This is a genomic window from Xanthomonas sp. NCPPB 1325 (assembly GCF_041477645.2).
Lineage (GTDB): Bacteria > Pseudomonadota > Gammaproteobacteria > Xanthomonadales > Xanthomonadaceae > Xanthomonas > Xanthomonas cannabis.
In genome coordinates, this window is sequence record NZ_CM192985.1 from 3,659,971 (window position 1) to 3,675,154 (window position 15,184).

A 15,184-nucleotide genomic window follows, 5' to 3' on the forward strand; every position below is an offset into this window, starting at 1 on the left:
CAGCAGCATCATCTCGTCCCGCCTTACGCGCCGTCGATCAGCTCCATCCACGCCGCTTCGGCGGCGGCCAGCTGCTGGGCGGTTGTTTCGCGGTCGCGCCCCAGCACCGCCATCTTGTCGCTGTCGGCATAGTTGCCCGGGTTAGCAAGCTCACGATCCAGCGCGGCCAGCGCCGCCTCCAGCTCGCCGACGCGCTTTTCGGCGCTGGCCAGCTTGTGCGGGTTGACGGCCTTCTTCGGCGGCAACGGCTTGGTCGGCGGTGGCGGGGTCGGTGCCACTTCGGCCATCTTCTGCTTGGTGCCCTGCGCCGCCGGGCGGCTACGCAGCCAGGCGGCGTATTCGTCCAGATCGCCGGCGAATGGCTCGACCACGCCATCGGCCACGCGCCAGAAACTGTCGCAGACCAGGCCGATCAGATGGCGGTCGTGCGAGACCATCACGATGGCGCCTTCGAAGTCGCTCAACGCTTCTGCCAGCGCCTCGCGCATTTCCAGGTCCAAGTGGTTGGTCGGTTCGTCCAGCAACAGCACGTTGGGCTGCTGCCAGGCGATCAGCGCCAGCGCCAGACGCGCGCGCTCGCCGCCGGAGAAACCATCCACCACCTCGAACGCGCGGTCGCCGGCGAAATTCCATTTACCCAGGAAATCGCGGAACGCCTGGTTGGAACCATCCGGCGACAGGTCGCGGAAGTGATCCATCGGCGACTGGCCTTCATGCAGCGACTCCACCGTGTGCTGGGCGAAGTAACCGATACGCAGGTCCGGATGCGCGCTGCGCTCCCCCGCCAACGGCGCCAACTCACCCACCAAGGTCTTGACCAGCGTCGACTTACCCGCGCCATTGGGCCCCAGCAACCCGATGCGGTCGCCCGCCTCCAGGCCGAAGCCGACGTCGTGCAGGATGACCGTGGCAGCCTCGCCCCCATCCGCCCTTCGGGCCCCTTCCCCCGCACGCGGGGGAAGGGAGGTCGGAGCCGGATAGCCGGCCTGCACATGATTCAAGCGGATCAACGAAAACGGCAGCCGATTGGGCTGCGCGAACTGGATGCGGAACTCGCGCTCGGCGCGCACCGCTTCGGTACCGGCCATCTTGGCCAAACGCTTCATGCGGCTCTGCGCCTGGGTGGCCTTGCTGGCCTGCGCCTTGAAGCGGTCGATGAAGCTCTGCAGATGCGCGCGTTCTGCCTGTTCCTTGTCGTGGGCGATCTGCTGCTGGCGCAGGTGTTCGATGCGCTGGCGTTCGAAATCGGTATAGCCGCCGACATACAGCTTGGCGGTGCCGCCGTGCAGGTGCAGGGTGTGGGTGGCGACGTTGTCGAGGAACTCGCGGTCATGCGAAATCAGCAACAAGGTGCCCGGGTACTTGAGCAGCCATTGCTCCAGCCATAGCACCGCGTCCATGTCCAGGTGGTTGGTCGGTTCGTCGAGCAGCAGCAGGTCGCTGGGCATCATCAGCGCGCGCGCCAGATTCAGCCGCACGCGCCAGCCGCCGGAGAACGACGAGACCGCGCGGTGGTGCGTATCGGCCGGGAAGCCCAGGCCGTGCAGCAGTTTGCCGGCGCGCGCCTCGGCGTCGTACGCGCCAAGCTCGGCCATCTTCTGGTGCGCGTTGGCCACCGCTTCCCAGTCTTCGCGCGCGGTCGCGTCGGCCTCTTCCTGCAGCACCGCGGACACCTCGATATCGCCGCCGAGCACGAACGACAGCGCCGGGTCGGGCAGCGACGGGGTTTCCTGCGAAACGCTGGCGGTGCGCACCTTGCCGGGCAGGTCCACGTCGCCCCTGTCGGCCTCCAGCTCGCCCTTCACCGCGGCGAACAGGCTCGACTTACCGGTGCCGTTCCGGCCCACCACGCCGACGCGGTAGCCGGCATGCATGGTCAGGTCGACGTTGGACAACAGCAGACGCTCGCCGCGTCGCATGGAGAAGTTGCGCAGGGAAATCATTGATGAACAGTCCGATAGAACGAAAAGGAATGAGCAGATGAGCAGCATTCCTGCGACGCCATTCTAGCGTTAACGAATAATTAGCGCCTTCAGGTAGGCCGCCGCCGTCTTCGCCCGCTCGCGACCACCCCCTGCCTAGCCTTTAGCGGCCGCACACGGCCCCACAGTTTTTGGAGTTGTCATGACCATCCCCCTCTCCTCGCTTGCGACCGCCGTGGTCGCTGCACTGCTTGCCGCGCCGGCCCTGGCGCAGGACGCCGCCGCCCCGGCAACCGCCAACACCCTGGACACGGTGATCGTCACCGGCACCCGCGTGTCCGACCGCACCGTGGCCGAATCGCAGTCGCCGATCGACATCATCAGCGCCGAGTCGCTGCAGGCCACCGGCACCCCGGAGCTGGCCACCGCGCTGGCGCGTGCCCTGCCCTCGCTGAACTTCCCGCGCCCGGCGCTGAGCGATGGCACCAGCGCAATCCGCCCTGCGCAGCTGCGCGGCCTGTCGCCGGACCAGGTGCTGGTGCTGGTCAACGGCAAGCGCCGCCACACCTCCTCGCTGCTCAACCTCAACGGCACCATCGGCCGCGGCGCCGCGGCGGTGGATCTGAACACCATCCCGGTGGCGGCGATCGCGCGGGTGGAAGTGCTGCGCGACGGCGCCTCGGCGCAGTACGGCTCCGACGCCATCGCCGGCGTGGTCAACATCGTGCTCAAGGGAGCGGAGAAAGGCGGCAGCCTGCAGGCCGGCTTCGGCCAGTATTCGGCTGGCGACGGCAACAACTACGAGCTGTCCGGCGACACCGGCGTGGCGTATGGCGGCGACCGCGGCTGGCTGCATGTGGCGGCCCAGCTCAACCAGCAGGACCCGACCGACCGTGCACGCGGTTATGCGGGCGCGCCCAGCGTCTCGCAGCCGGCCGTGGGCCAGAAGGCGTTCAAGATCGGCGACCCGGACGTCAATGCCCAGGCCGCCTCGCTCAACACCGAGTACCAGTTCAGCGACAGCATCACCGGCTATGCGTTTGCCACCGCCAGCAACCGCGACATCACCTCGTTCGCGTTCTTCCGCGCGCCGGGCAGCTCGCAGAACCTGCTATCGATCTATCCGCAGGGCTTTTTGCCGGAGATCCAGAGCTACGCCAAGGACCGCTCGCTGGTCGCCGGCGTGCGCGGCTCCACCGCCGGCGGTTGGGACTGGGATGCCAGCTACAACTACGGCTACAACCGCATCGATTTCCACACCCGCAACACGCTCAACGTGAGCCTGGGGCCGACCTCGCCCACGTCGTTCTACGACGGCGCGCTGGAGACCACGCAGAACATCGTCAACCTGGACATAAAGCGCGGCTTCGACTGGGGCCTGGCCTATCCGGTGACGGTGGCCTTCGGTGCCGAATACCGCAACGAAAAGTGGAACCAGTCGCCGGGCGAAGTGGGCTCGTATTTCCAGGCGGGCACGTTGGCCGGTGGCGCGCAGGGCTTTGGCGGGTTCGCGCCGAGTGTGTCGGGCCAGTACTCGCGCAACAGCTATGCGCTGTATGCCGATATCGAAGCCGATTTCACCGACAAGTTCTCTGCGGGCCTGGCCGGCCGCTACGAGGACTACGACGACTTCGGCAGCCAGGCCTCGGGCAAGTTGTCGGGCCGCTATGCGTTCACGGACAAGATCGCGTTGCGCGGCACGGTGTCGTCGGGCTTCCGTGCACCGTCGCTGGCGCAGCAGTATTTCCAGTCCACCAGCACCACCTTCCTGGCCGGCAACCCGAATCCGTTCGAGATCCGCACCTTCCCGGCCGACAGTAACGTGGCGCGCGCCTTCGGTGCCGAGCCGCTGGATGCCGAGACCTCGCTGTCCTACAGCCTGGGCCTGGTGCTGCAGCCCACCGATGCGCTCTACCTCACCGTGGATGCGTACCAGATCGATGTGGACGACCGCATCGTACTGTCGTCCAACCTCACCGGTGCCGGCGTGCGCAGCCTGCTGGAAGCGCAGGGCATCTTCGGCATCAACGGCGGGCGTTACTTCACCAACGCGGTGGATACGCGCACGCGCGGCGTGGACGTGGTGGGCAGCTATCGCTGGCAGCTTGCAGCCAGCAGCGTGGACCTGACCGCCGGTTACAACTACTCGGAAACCGAGGTGCGCAGCGTGGCGGCCAACCCGGCGGCGTTGTCGGCCAACGGGCTGAGCCTGGAGCGTATCGACCGCACCGAGCGTGGCCGTATCGAAGAAGGCTTCCCGCGCGACAAGTTCCTGATCAACGGCAGCTGGAACTCCGAGCACTGGACGCTGGCGCTGGGCGCGACGCGCTATGGCAAGTACAGCACCCGCCCGGCTGCGGCGATCAACGACCAGACCTTCGGTGCCAAGTGGGTGCTGGATGCCTCGGCCAGCTACAAGGTCGACCGCTGGACGCTGACGCTGGGCGCGGACAACCTGCTGGACGAATACCCGGACGAGAACAACTTCGCCAACTCCACCAGCGGGCAGTTTCCGTACAGCAACCTGTCGCCGTTCGGCTTCAACGGTGCGTACGTGTACGGGCGCATCAACTACCGTTGGTAAGCGATGCGCACAGGCAGCGGCAAGCGCCGCTGTCGTCGCGAGGTGCGGCAACGACGGCCCCTGCACCGCGCGTGGCGCAGCGGGTCTGGCAACGCCAACCACGCCTTGCGATGCGGGCAGACTGACGCATTTGCTGGCGTCAGCGCTGCAGCTTCGCCGTTGTCGTTCGACCACACGCCCCGGCCCTGTCCGGGGCGTGTGCGTTCAGGCGATTGCGACGCACGCGTCAGCGGCTACGGGCGCCGGCTGAGGGCTGCATCGCACGAGCAGACGTGCACACGGCGCTTCCGTTAGCACGCGGCACCTCGCTGCGCCGTCCGCATACCAGCCGGGACGATGACGGCGCCTGTGCCTGCGCCGTGGTATGAGCGGTGTTCCTGTCATTGCCGGAGCATGCAGATGGACGCATCGAACGTGTGTCGCGGTCGCTTGATCGATCACCTGCATCTGGTGGTGCAGGACCTGCCGGCAAGCCGACGTTTCTATCAGGCCGTACTCGATGCGCTCGGCGTCCCGATCGGCGGCGAGGGCGATGGGTTCTTCTGGGCCGACGAACTGTTCGTTTCCGACCGGCACACCGTCGCACAAGGCGTCCTGACCGGCCGCCATCATCTGGCCTTCCAGGCCCGCGACATCGCCATGGTGCACGCCTTCCATCAGGCCGCACTCGCCCACGGCGGTCGCGACAACGGTGCGCCGGGCGTGCGCCCCTATCACCCGCGCTATTACGCGGCGTTTGCGCTCGACCCCGATGGCAACAACATCGAAGCAGTCTTCCAAGGGCCTGCGCAACGCAGTGCCGAGATGGTGCAAATCACGTTCTGATGCAGAACTTTCATATCTGTTATCGATGTCCATGATGGTGCAAGCAAACCCGCGGGGCAGTAGGTCCGGTGCAAGCGATGCATCACCGTGGTGCAAGCTGGCACCGTTTTCATACGCATATTTCCGATGACGGTTGCACGCGCAACGTAACCAAAATTTGACACGCGGTTACACGTGGTTAATGGTTGGGAACGCACCGCAGCTGCCGCCACGGACGCGGCCTGGGAGGGGGCCCACTGCGCTGCATCCGTTCCCCACTCGGAGTTGTCACCGCATGAATTGCAAGTCCAGTCCACTCGCAGTCGCTGTCGTTGTCGCCTTGTCGTTTTCCGCTTCAACCGCAGCCGCGCAGTCACAGGCTCCTGCGCAGAAAACCCTCGACACGCTGATCGTGACCGGCACCCGTGTGGCCGACCGCACCGTGGCCGAATCGGCATCGCCGATCGACATCATCTCGCCACAGGCACTGGAATCGACCGGCACCACCGAGTTGGCAACCGCGCTGTCACGCGCGATCCCCTCGCTCAATTTCCCGCGCCCGGCCATCTCCGACGGTTCTGACGCAGTGCGCCCGGCGCAGCTGCGCGGCCTGTCGCCGGATCAGGTCCTGGTGCTGGTCAACGGCAAGCGCTATCACAGCACTGCGCTGATCAACCTCAACGACACCCAGGGCCGCGGGTCATCGCCGGCCGACCTCAACACCATTCCGATCGCCGCCGTGGAGCGCATCGAAGTGCTGCGCGATGGCGCGTCGGCGCAATACGGGTCGGACGCGATTGCCGGCGTGATCAATGTCGTGCTCAAGGGCAGCGGCGAAGGCGGCAGCGTCAATGGCCGCTACGGCAAGTACAGCGCCGGCGACGGCGAGCAGTACCAGCTGTCCGGCGATGCCGGCTTCAGCTTCGCCGGCACCGGCAAGGTGCACCTGGCCGCGCAGGCCGGGCATTCGGACCAGACCAACCGCGCGCTGCCGTTCGGCGGCCGCGTGGAGCAGCGCTACGGCGACCCCGAGATCGATCAGGGCGCCATCTCGTTCAACGGCGAATACAGCCCTACCGATTACCTCACCTTCTATTCGTTCGGCATGGTCAGCCGGCGCGAAGTGCTGTCCAACGGCTATTTCCGTTTCGCCGGCGACAACCGCAACCGCCCGGAAATCTATCCGGACGGCTTCCTGCCGCAGATCTACAACGTCAGCAAGGACGTGTCGTGGGTGGGCGGATTGAAGACCTCCACCGAAGGCGGCTTGAACATCGATCTGAGCTACAACTACGGCCAGAACAATCTCACCTTCGATGTGCGCAACAGCTTGAACAACAGCTTGGGTCTGGCCAGCCCCACCGACTTCCACGCCGGTACGCTGGAAGTGACGCAGAACGTGCTCAACGCCGACTTCACCAAGACGCTCGATTGGGGCCTGGCCTACCCGGTCACGCTGGCGTTCGGTGCGGAATGGCGCGGCGAGAAGTTCAACCAGTCGCCGGGCGATGCGGCGTCATCGGCCAATGGCGGGATTCCCTCCGCGAACGGGGCGTTGATTCCGGGCGCGCAGGTGTTCCCGGGCTTCAAGCTCTCCGATGCCGGTTACTACAACCGCAACAGCCACTCGGCGTACGTGGACCTGGAAGCGGACCTCACCGAAAAGCTGTCGGCCGGCCTGGCCGGGCGCTACGAGAAGTACAGCGACTTCGGCGACACCGCCACCGGCAAGCTGTCGCTGCGCTACGCGTTCACCGACAAGGTGGCGCTGCGTGCCACCGCGTCCACCGGCTTCCGTGCCCCGTCGCTGCAGCAGCAGAACTTCCAGTCGATCGCCACGCAGTTCCTCAACGTGGCCCAGCCCAATGGCAGCGTGACGGCGATTCCGTTCGAGATCGGCACCTTCCGCACCGATAACCCGGCCGCAATCGCACTGGGCGCCGAGCCGCTCAAGGCCGAGGAATCCAAGAACTACGGCCTGGGCGTGGTGCTGCAGCCGGTGGATAACCTGTACATCACCGTCGATGCCTATCGCATCGATATCGATGACCGCATCGTGCTGTCGGAGAATCTCACCTCCACTGCGGCGCGCAACTATCTGCAGGCCAACGGCTTCCCGGGCATCGGTGGCGGGCGTTACTTCACCAATGCGGTGGACACCAAGACCCAGGGCGTGGATGCGGTGGGCACCTACCGCTGGGCGCTGGATGGCGGCAGCGCGGAGCTGACCACCGGCTACAACTACAACAAGACCGAAGTCGAGCGCATCGCCGCCAACCCGGCGGCACTCGAAGCCATCGACCCGGGAGCGGTGCGCATCGGCCGCGCAGAACTGGGCCGCATCACCGAAGGTACGCCGCGCGACAAGTTCTTCCTGGGCGGCACATGGTCGCCGGGCAACTGGTCGTTCACCGGCACCGCCACGCGCTGGGGCGAGTTCAGCACCTTCGGCACCAACGCCGGCAGCGACCAGACCTATGCAGCCAAGTGGACGCTGGACCTGGCCGCGTCCTACAAGCTGGGCGCGTGGAACTTCACCGTCGGTGGCGACAACGTGCTCAACGAATATCCCGACCGCCAGGAAGCGGGCCTGGGCACGCGCACCTACCTGCCCTACAGCAGCGCCTCGCCGTTCGGCTTCAACGGTGCGCTGGTCTACGCCAACGTGAACTACAAGTGGTAATGGGCTGCGCCGGTCGGTAGCGACCGGCGCCTGCCGTGCACGGCCACGCAGGACCATGCGTTGCCAACGCCGTCGCGCGTGCGCCATGCACGTGCCGGCCATTGCGTCACACCGCAGATGGATCGCCATGTCCCGCACGGATGCGCCCGGCAAGGATGCCTGCCGCGTCACACCGGCGTTGCAGATCGCCGCCGCTGCCTCCGTCTGCGCCACTGCAACGCGCCGCGTGCAGGCAGGCCAGCCTGCGCACTCCGCTGCATTTCCCCTGCATCACACGCGTCACCGCTGTTTCCATCATCCCCTTTGAGCCTTGATTCCCATGCACACCTCCCACGCACTTTCGCTGGCGATTTCAGTCGCACTCACGGTCTGTTCGTTCGCTGCCAGTGCGCAGTCGCAATCGACCGAACCGCAGAAAACCCTGGACACCCTGATCGTCACCGGCACGCGCGTCAGCGACCGCACGGTGGCCGAATCCGAATCGCCGATCGACATCATCACCGAGCAATCGCTGCAGGCTACCGGTGCCACCGACATCGCTACCGCGCTGGGCAAATTGCTGCCCTCGCTGAACTTCCCGCGCCCGGCGATTTCCGACGGTAACGACGCCGCCCGCCCGGCCACGCTGCGCGGGCTCTCGCCCGACGCGGTGCTGGTGCTGGTGGACGGCAAGCGCTATCACACCTCTTCGCTGATCAACTACAACCCGTACGTGGGCCGCGGCTCGGCCCCGGCGGATCTGAACTCGCTGCCGATGTCGGCGATTGCACGCATCGAAGTGCTGCGCGACGGCGCCTCGGCGCAATACGGCTCCGATGCCATCGCCGGCGTGGTCAACATCGTGCTCAAGCACGGGGCCGATGCGGGCAGCAACAGCGTGTCGATCAACGGCGGCCTGATGGACAAGGGCGATGGCGCGCAGAACGGTATCGACGGCTCGATCGGCCTGCCGTTCGGCGGCACCGGTGGCGATAGCGCACCGGGCTGGGTGCGGCTGTCCTGGAACTACCAGAACACCATGGACACCAACCGCAGCGAGAACACCAACCGCGCCACCACCATTGCCGGTGCGGCCAACCCCGGCGGCGTGCCCTACCAGCGCCACGGTGATCCGGATTCGACCTTCTACCAGGGGCTGGCCGCCTTCGGCTACGCGTTCTCGCCGAACGTGGAGCTGTACGGCCATGTCAGCGCGAGCCGGCGCGAAGTCACTTCCAACGGCTACTACCGCGCCTTCGACAACACCAGCCGCAACGTGCAGGCGGTATATCCGAACGGGTTCCTGCCGCAGATCTACAACCCGGTCAACGACCGCTCCGCGGTGCTGGGCCTGAAGGGCACCACCGCCAGCGAGTGGAACTGGGACGTGTCGGCCACGTACGGCAAGAACGACATGAGCTTCAACATCCTCGACAGCATCAACACCAACCTGTACTGGACCACCGGCAGCTCGCCGACCCGCTTCAATTCCGGCGGTTTCGAGACCGAGCAGGGCGTGGTCAATCTGGACATCAACAAGTCCTTCGACTGGGGCCTGGCCTATCCGGTCAATGTCGCCTTCGGTGCCGAGCATCGCCAGGACCGCTACGAGATCACGGCCGGCTCGCCGGACTCGTATTTCTTCGACCCCAACACCATCAATCCCGACACCGGCGCCCCCTACCCCGGTGGCGCGCAGGTGTTCTCCGGCCTGGAGCCGTCGGTGGCCGGCCGATTCGGCCGCCACAGCAATGCGGTCTACGCCAACCTGGAAGCGGATCTGACCGACAAGCTCTCCGGCGGCATCGCCGGGCGCTACGAGAAGTACAGCGATGCCGGTTCCACCCGCTCGGGCAAGCTGTCGGCGCGCTATGCCTTCACCGATACGTTTGCGTTGCGCGCCACCGTCTCAAACGGCTTCCGCGCGCCTTCGCTGGCACAGCAGAACTACGCCTCGGTGGTGACCCTGATCCAGGACGGCGAGCTGGTGCAGGTGGGCACCTACCGCACCTCCGATCCGGTTGCCGTGGCGCTGGGCGCACGCCCGCTGAGCCCGGAAAAATCCTCCAACTACAGCCTGGGTGGCGTGTGGCAGCCCACCGCGGACTTCACTTCCAGCCTGGACGTCTACCAGATCCGCATCTGGGACCAGATCCTGTATTCAGACCAGCTGCAGCTGGCGCAGCCGATCGGCCAGGTGGCGGCGGTGCAGTTCTTCGTCAACGGCGCCACCAGCCGCACCCGCGGCGTGGACTGGATCAACAGCTACCAGGCCGACCTGGGCAGCTACGGCAAGCTCAATCTCAGTGCCAGCGCCAACTACAACAAGACCACCATCCTGGAGCTGTCCAACCCGAACTTCGGGCGCGCCAGCCAGGGCCTGCTCACCGATGCCACGCCGCGCACCAAGTACATGGCCGCCGCGGATTGGTCGATCGGTGGGTTTGCGCTGAACTTCAATGCCACCCGCTACGGCGCGATCAAGCGCATCAGCGACCCGGCCGATGGCAGCCAGGACCAGACCTACGACGCACGCTGGCTGCTGAATCTGGCCGCCAGCCAGACCTGGAACGCCTTCACCTTCACCGTGGGCGCGGACAACCTCACCAACCAGTACCCGACCAAGGCGCAGCTGACCACCGGCTACGACGATCGCGCCGGCGGCCTGCAGTATTCGTCGCTGTCGCCGTTCGGCTTCAACGGCCGTTACTGGTATGGCCGGGTGACCTACCGGTTCTGATCGGCGATTGAGCCGCCTGCGCTGACCGACACGTCGGTCGGCGCAGGGTGCAGGCATCACCGGTCGGCGGTGATGCCTGTTTGTTCGCGTCGACGCCTGCATCAGCCCATGCGCCACGAGCGGCCATGCCTTGCCATGGCATCACCAGGATGCGAGCAAGGCGTCCACGCCCCGCAGGTTGGAGCGGTCGTTCCAGGTCAGCGTGTCGAGCTGTTCCAGGCGCAACGCCGGCAGATATTCTAGCAGTGCCGCAAGCGCGGCTTCCAGTTCGATCAAGGCCAGCCGGTTGCCCAGGCAGTGGTGAATGCCGCCACCGAAGGACAAAGCACGGCCCTGTTGCCGGCGGATGTCCAGCAGATGCGGGTCGGTGAACTGCGCCGGATCGTGATTGGCCGCACCCAACATCAGGTACACCATGGCGCCCTCGTGCAGGGTCACGCCATCGACCTCGAACTCCTGCAGCACCGTGCGTGTGGCCATCTGCACCGAGCTGTCGTAGCGCAGGCATTCGAGCACCGCATTGGGCATCAGGGCGGGGTTCTGCCTGAGCAATGCCAATTGATCCGGATGCCGATGCAGGGCCACCAGCGCATTGCAGATCATGTTGGAGGTGGTTTCGTGGCCGGCGAAGAACAGCAGGATCACGTTGGAGACGATCTCGTCGTTGCTCAAGCGGCAGCCGTTGTCTTCTGCGCGGATGAAGCGGGAAATCAGGTCATCGCCGTCGGCGCTCCGGCGCTGCTCGATCACGCCCTGGAAATAACGCTCCAACTGCAGGTACGCCGCACTGGTGGCCTGCAGCTCGTCAGGCGTCATCGTCGGGTCGAACACCTTGGCCAGTGCGCTGGTGGCATGCCCCACCGTGGTGGCGTCGGCCGCATCGATATCCAGCATGCGGCAGATGATGCGCACCGGTAGCGGGAATGCGAACTCCTGCAGCACATCGCACTGGCCGTTGGCGTGGAAGCTGGCGATCAATGCAGCGGCGGTGTCGCTGGCCACCTGGCGCATGGACTCGATCTGCCGCGCACTGAAGGCCTGGGTCATCAGGCCGCGCAGGCGCGTATGCGCCGGCGGATTGACCAGCAGGAACATGCGGCTCATTCCCTGGAACAACGGCATCTGCAGCGCATCGTCGCCATAGCGCAGGCGAATGCTCTCCAGATAATCGCGGCCCACGCGTCGGTCGCTGAGCAGGCTGTCGACCACGCTGTAACGCCCGCTCATCAGCCGGCGCTCGGCCACTTCCACCAGCGGCCCCTCGTCGCGCAGGCGCGCATAGGTGGGATAAGGGTCCTGGCGAAACTGTGGGGTAGCGAGATCGCGAAGGTGCATGGCCTGGGCTCGTGGGGCCTGGTCGCCGGGCGCGGCGACAAGGTGTGAACGTGGGGAAGATGCGAGGCGTGTGCGCCGCAACGCCCGGATTGTCGGCCGCCATCGCGCGTGCGCCATGCCCTGGCGCGAAGCCTTGTCGTCAAACTTGAATCGATGTGCTGCAGCGATGCAGTTGCGTGATCGAGCGCGTGGTCCCGATACGCGGTTGCAGCACCTTGCGGCCGCAGGCGACGACGCGCGCGTTGGGCGCGTGCGGGCAACCGGCCGCCACCGTGAAGTGCGTTGTTACATCCAGCGCAGTGCTCATGCAGAACAGTGCGCAACCGCACCGTGTGCACGGGCGCGTCAGCTGCGCATCCGCAACTCGCCTGGTCATGCCGCGCCGCGCCACGCACTCTGGCTTGCGCCACCAGTCGTACACCTGGCAAGGGTCCGCGGCGTGGCGAAAAAGTTGCCACTGCCCTGATGCCCACAGGTGCGTTGCCAGCCTGCGCCGCATGTCGCATCGCGTTAATCATGCGCTGTGTACTATGGGTGTCCGGCCAACCGGACCAGCAACGCGGTCCTGTTCCCCTCGCGCCGACCTCAGCCATGACCATGCAATGCCCGCAGGCGACGCCCGGCGCAGTGCCGTTGGCTGGGCCTGCCCGCCTCGTTCTCCCGGACACTCTCACAACGGATTGGAATGCATCACGACACCAGCCTCATCGACATCATCGCCGTCGGCCTCGCGGTCGCCTTCATCCTTGGCACGCTCGCGCAGAAGGTGAAGCTCTCGCCGCTGGTCGGCTACCTGTTGGCAGGCGTGTGCGTCGGGCCGTTTACGCCGGGCTTCGTGGCCGATCAGACCATGGCCAACCAGCTGTCCGAGCTGGGCGTGATGTTGCTGATGTTCGGAGTGGGGCTGCACTTCTCGCTCGAAGATCTGATGGAAGTGAAGTGGATCGCGGTGCCCGGTGCCTTGGCGCAGATCGTGGTGGCCACGCTGCTCGGCTGGGCGCTGGCCTGGAGCATGGGCTGGCCGCTGATCCACGGCCTGGTGTTCGGCCTGGCGCTCTCGGTGGCCAGCACCGTGGTGCTGCTGCGCGCACTGGAAGAACGCCGCTTGCTGGACACCCAGCGTGGCCGCATCGCGGTGGGTTGGCTGATCGTCGAAGACCTGGTCATGGTGCTGGCGCTTGTGCTGTTGCCGGCACTGGCGGATGTGCTCGGTACCGGCGCGCCGTCGGCGGCGCACGACGGCCAGTCCACTTCGCTGCTGGCCGCGCTCGGGTTGACCCTGCTCAAGATGGTGGCGTTCGTCGCGGCGATGCTGGTGATCGGCCGCCGGGTGATTCCGTGGTCGCTGGAAAAGGTCGCGGCCACCGGTTCGCGCGAACTGTTCACCCTGGCCGTGCTCGGCATCGCGCTGGGCGTGGCGTTCGTGTCGGCCACGCTGTTCGGCGTGTCGTTTGCGCTGGGCGCGTTCTTTGCCGGCATGCTGCTCAAGGAATCCGAACTCAGCCACAAGGCCGCCAGCGACTCGCTGCCGTTGCGCGACGCATTTGCGGTGCTGTTCTTCGTGTCGGTGGGCATGTTGTTCGACCCGATGATCCTCATTGCCCACCCCTGGCAGGTACTGGCCACATTCCTGACCATCACCGTGGGCAAGTCGCTGGCGGCATTCCTGATCGTGCGCGCCTTCGGCCACCCGACCGGCACCGCGCTGACCATTTCCACCAGCCTGGCGCAGATCGGCGAGTTCTCTTTCATCCTGGCCGGGCTCGGTGTGCAGCTGGCGATCCTGCCGGAGACCGGGCGCGATCTGATCCTGGCCGGCGCGCTGCTGTCGATCGTGGCCAACCCATTCCTGTTCTCATGGCTGGACCGTTGGCAGGCCAAGCAGGCGCAGGACGCACCGGCCACGGCGCAACCGGAGCTGCCGCCTGGCCCGCCGTTGCCGGCCGACGGCCATGCCATCGTGATCGGCTACGGCCGCGTCGGCAGCGCGCTGGCGCAGCTGCTACGCAGCCGCGGTGTGCCGGTGCTGGTGATCGACGACAACGGCGACCACGTGGCCAAGGCGCATGCAGCGGGAATTCCGGGCATCCGGGGCAGCGCGGCAGCGGATCGGGTGCTGGCCGAGGCCCGCCCCGAGCACGCCAAGATCGCGATCCTGGCCATCCCACAGCCACTGGAAGCCGGCGAAGCGCTGGCCAAGCTGCGCGCCATCAATCCTTTGCTGACCCTGCTGGCGCGCGCGCACAGCGACACCGAGGTCAAGCATCTGCTCGAACACGGCGCCGACGGTGCCGTGCTGGCCGAGCGCGAACTGGCCTATTCGCTGGCCGAGATGGTGATGTCCACCCCGCCGTACCGGGCGTTGAACGTGCCGGCGTCGTGACGCCGGCGGCTTGTTTCGGTAGCGTCTAGTTCATCGCCAGACCAACTGATGCGCATGAAGCAAGGCGTCGGCGATGGAGTATGTTGCAGCTACTTTGCGCAGAGCGTTTGCGCGACGCCTTGCAAGGCGATAGGCAAGACCGTTGTCGACGCCGACATCAGCGGGCTTTGACCGGCCGATACTGACGACGGTCGCCGTAAGCGGCGCCTTTGGTCTCCACATTGGCGCATAACCGGTCGCCGCATAGCACTACGTCTGCGGCGTTGTAGGCGCGCAGCAACTCGGCACGCAACTGATTGTCGCGGATCTCCTGGCGATACTGGCTCAGTAACCATCCGCCGCCTACCAGCAGCAGCAGCAGACTCCCCAGGACAACTGCCGCGCCTTTCCAGAGCAGCAGGCGCTGCCCGCGTTCGATACGCTTGAGTTGATCAGACAGCGACTGCGCGCCTTCGCCGATCAAACCGCCCGCTTGCTGTAGCCGCTTTTCGAACCCGGCGACAGGTTGGTCCAACCCCTGCTGGATGCTTCGAATCAACGTGTCGGGCACGCGTTGTAGCGTTTGTTCGGCCGAACGCGTCACTACATTTGGCAGCGACTGCGCTACCTGCTCCAACTGCTGCGCAAGACGGCGTTGCAGTTGCTCCAATTCGGCACATCGGCGCTCGAACTGTTCCATCAAGGCAGCGGTCTTGCTGGCCAGCTCCATCGGGTCGTGTGTGCTCATCGTGCGTCCTGCCTTGCTGGTGATGAC

Annotated in this window: 9 protein-coding genes; 5 read left to right on the forward strand and 4 right to left on the reverse strand. The window is 66.0% G+C overall.

What is annotated here, in order from left to right:
* Positions 1–23: 23 nt before the first annotated feature.
* The gene (locus tag ACCQ10_RS15610; RefSeq protein ID WP_372361197.1) at positions 24–1,943 is read right to left on the reverse strand and encodes an ABC-F family ATP-binding cassette domain-containing protein; all 1,920 of its coding nucleotides are present in this window, start codon (positions 1,941–1,943) and stop codon (positions 24–26) included.
* Positions 1,944–2,124: 181 nt separating this feature from the next.
* Between ACCQ10_RS15610 and ACCQ10_RS15615 the strand changes: the two genes are divergently transcribed.
* The 4 genes from ACCQ10_RS15615 (at position 2,125) to ACCQ10_RS15630 (ending at position 10,712) form a co-directional block, all read left to right on the forward strand.
* A complete protein-coding gene (locus ACCQ10_RS15615; RefSeq protein WP_372361198.1) occupies positions 2,125–4,506 on the forward strand; it encodes a TonB-dependent receptor plug domain-containing protein in 2,382 nt (793 codons plus the stop codon).
* A 399-nt stretch (positions 4,507–4,905) separates the two neighbouring features.
* A complete protein-coding gene (locus tag ACCQ10_RS15620) occupies positions 4,906–5,331 on the forward strand; it encodes a VOC family protein (RefSeq protein WP_372361199.1) in 426 nt (141 codons plus the stop codon).
* 274 nt (positions 5,332–5,605) lie between these two features.
* Positions 5,606–7,993: a TonB-dependent receptor plug domain-containing protein gene (locus ACCQ10_RS15625; RefSeq protein ID WP_039405639.1), complete on the forward strand. Its 2,388-nt coding sequence runs from the start codon at positions 5,606–5,608 to the stop codon at positions 7,991–7,993.
* Positions 7,994–8,312: 319 nt separating this feature from the next.
* A complete protein-coding gene (locus ACCQ10_RS15630) occupies positions 8,313–10,712 on the forward strand; it encodes a TonB-dependent receptor plug domain-containing protein (protein ID WP_372361200.1) in 2,400 nt (799 codons plus the stop codon).
* Between the two features lie 141 nt (positions 10,713–10,853).
* On the opposite strand, the gene ACCQ10_RS15635 is transcribed toward ACCQ10_RS15630, so the two are convergent.
* Both ACCQ10_RS15635 and ACCQ10_RS15640 read right to left on the reverse strand, forming a co-directional pair.
* The gene (locus ACCQ10_RS15635; RefSeq protein WP_372361201.1) at positions 10,854–12,047 is read right to left on the reverse strand and encodes a cytochrome P450; all 1,194 of its coding nucleotides are present in this window, start codon (positions 12,045–12,047) and stop codon (positions 10,854–10,856) included.
* A gap of 139 nt (positions 12,048–12,186) precedes the next feature.
* A complete protein-coding gene (locus ACCQ10_RS15640; RefSeq protein WP_158002285.1) occupies positions 12,187–12,354 on the reverse strand; it encodes a hypothetical protein in 168 nt (55 codons plus the stop codon).
* Between the two features lie 378 nt (positions 12,355–12,732).
* On the opposite strand from ACCQ10_RS15640, the gene ybaL reads away from it, so the two are divergent.
* Positions 12,733–14,430: a YbaL family putative K(+) efflux transporter gene (ybaL, locus tag ACCQ10_RS15645; protein WP_372361202.1), complete on the forward strand. Its 1,698-nt coding sequence runs from the start codon at positions 12,733–12,735 to the stop codon at positions 14,428–14,430.
* Positions 14,431–14,587: 157 nt separating this feature from the next.
* On the opposite strand, the gene ACCQ10_RS15650 is transcribed toward ybaL, so the two are convergent.
* The gene (locus ACCQ10_RS15650; protein WP_064634589.1) at positions 14,588–15,157 is read right to left on the reverse strand and encodes a hypothetical protein; all 570 of its coding nucleotides are present in this window, start codon (positions 15,155–15,157) and stop codon (positions 14,588–14,590) included.
* Positions 15,158–15,184: the final 27 nt, after the last annotated feature.

What these genes read in the sequence shown, in the direction of transcription:
- ACCQ10_RS15610 (WP_372361197.1), bottom strand. Translation starts at nt 1,943, where the DNA reads ATGATTTCCCTGCGCAACTTCTCCATGCGACGCGGCGAGCGTCTGCTG.
- ACCQ10_RS15615 (WP_372361198.1), top strand. Translation starts at nt 2,125, where the DNA reads ATGACCATCCCCCTCTCCTCGCTTGCGACCGCCGTGGTCGCTGCACTG.
- ACCQ10_RS15620 (WP_372361199.1), top strand. Translation starts at nt 4,906, where the DNA reads ATGGACGCATCGAACGTGTGTCGCGGTCGCTTGATCGATCACCTGCAT.
- ACCQ10_RS15625 (WP_039405639.1), top strand. Translation starts at nt 5,606, where the DNA reads ATGAATTGCAAGTCCAGTCCACTCGCAGTCGCTGTCGTTGTCGCCTTG.
- ACCQ10_RS15630 (WP_372361200.1), top strand. Translation starts at nt 8,313, where the DNA reads ATGCACACCTCCCACGCACTTTCGCTGGCGATTTCAGTCGCACTCACG.
- ACCQ10_RS15635 (WP_372361201.1), bottom strand. Translation starts at nt 12,047, where the DNA reads ATGCACCTTCGCGATCTCGCTACCCCACAGTTTCGCCAGGACCCTTAT.
- ACCQ10_RS15640 (WP_158002285.1), bottom strand. Translation starts at nt 12,354, where the DNA reads ATGAGCACTGCGCTGGATGTAACAACGCACTTCACGGTGGCGGCCGGT.
- ybaL (WP_372361202.1), top strand. Translation starts at nt 12,733, where the DNA reads ATGCATCACGACACCAGCCTCATCGACATCATCGCCGTCGGCCTCGCG.
- ACCQ10_RS15650 (WP_064634589.1), bottom strand. Translation starts at nt 15,157, where the DNA reads ATGAGCACACACGACCCGATGGAGCTGGCCAGCAAGACCGCTGCCTTG.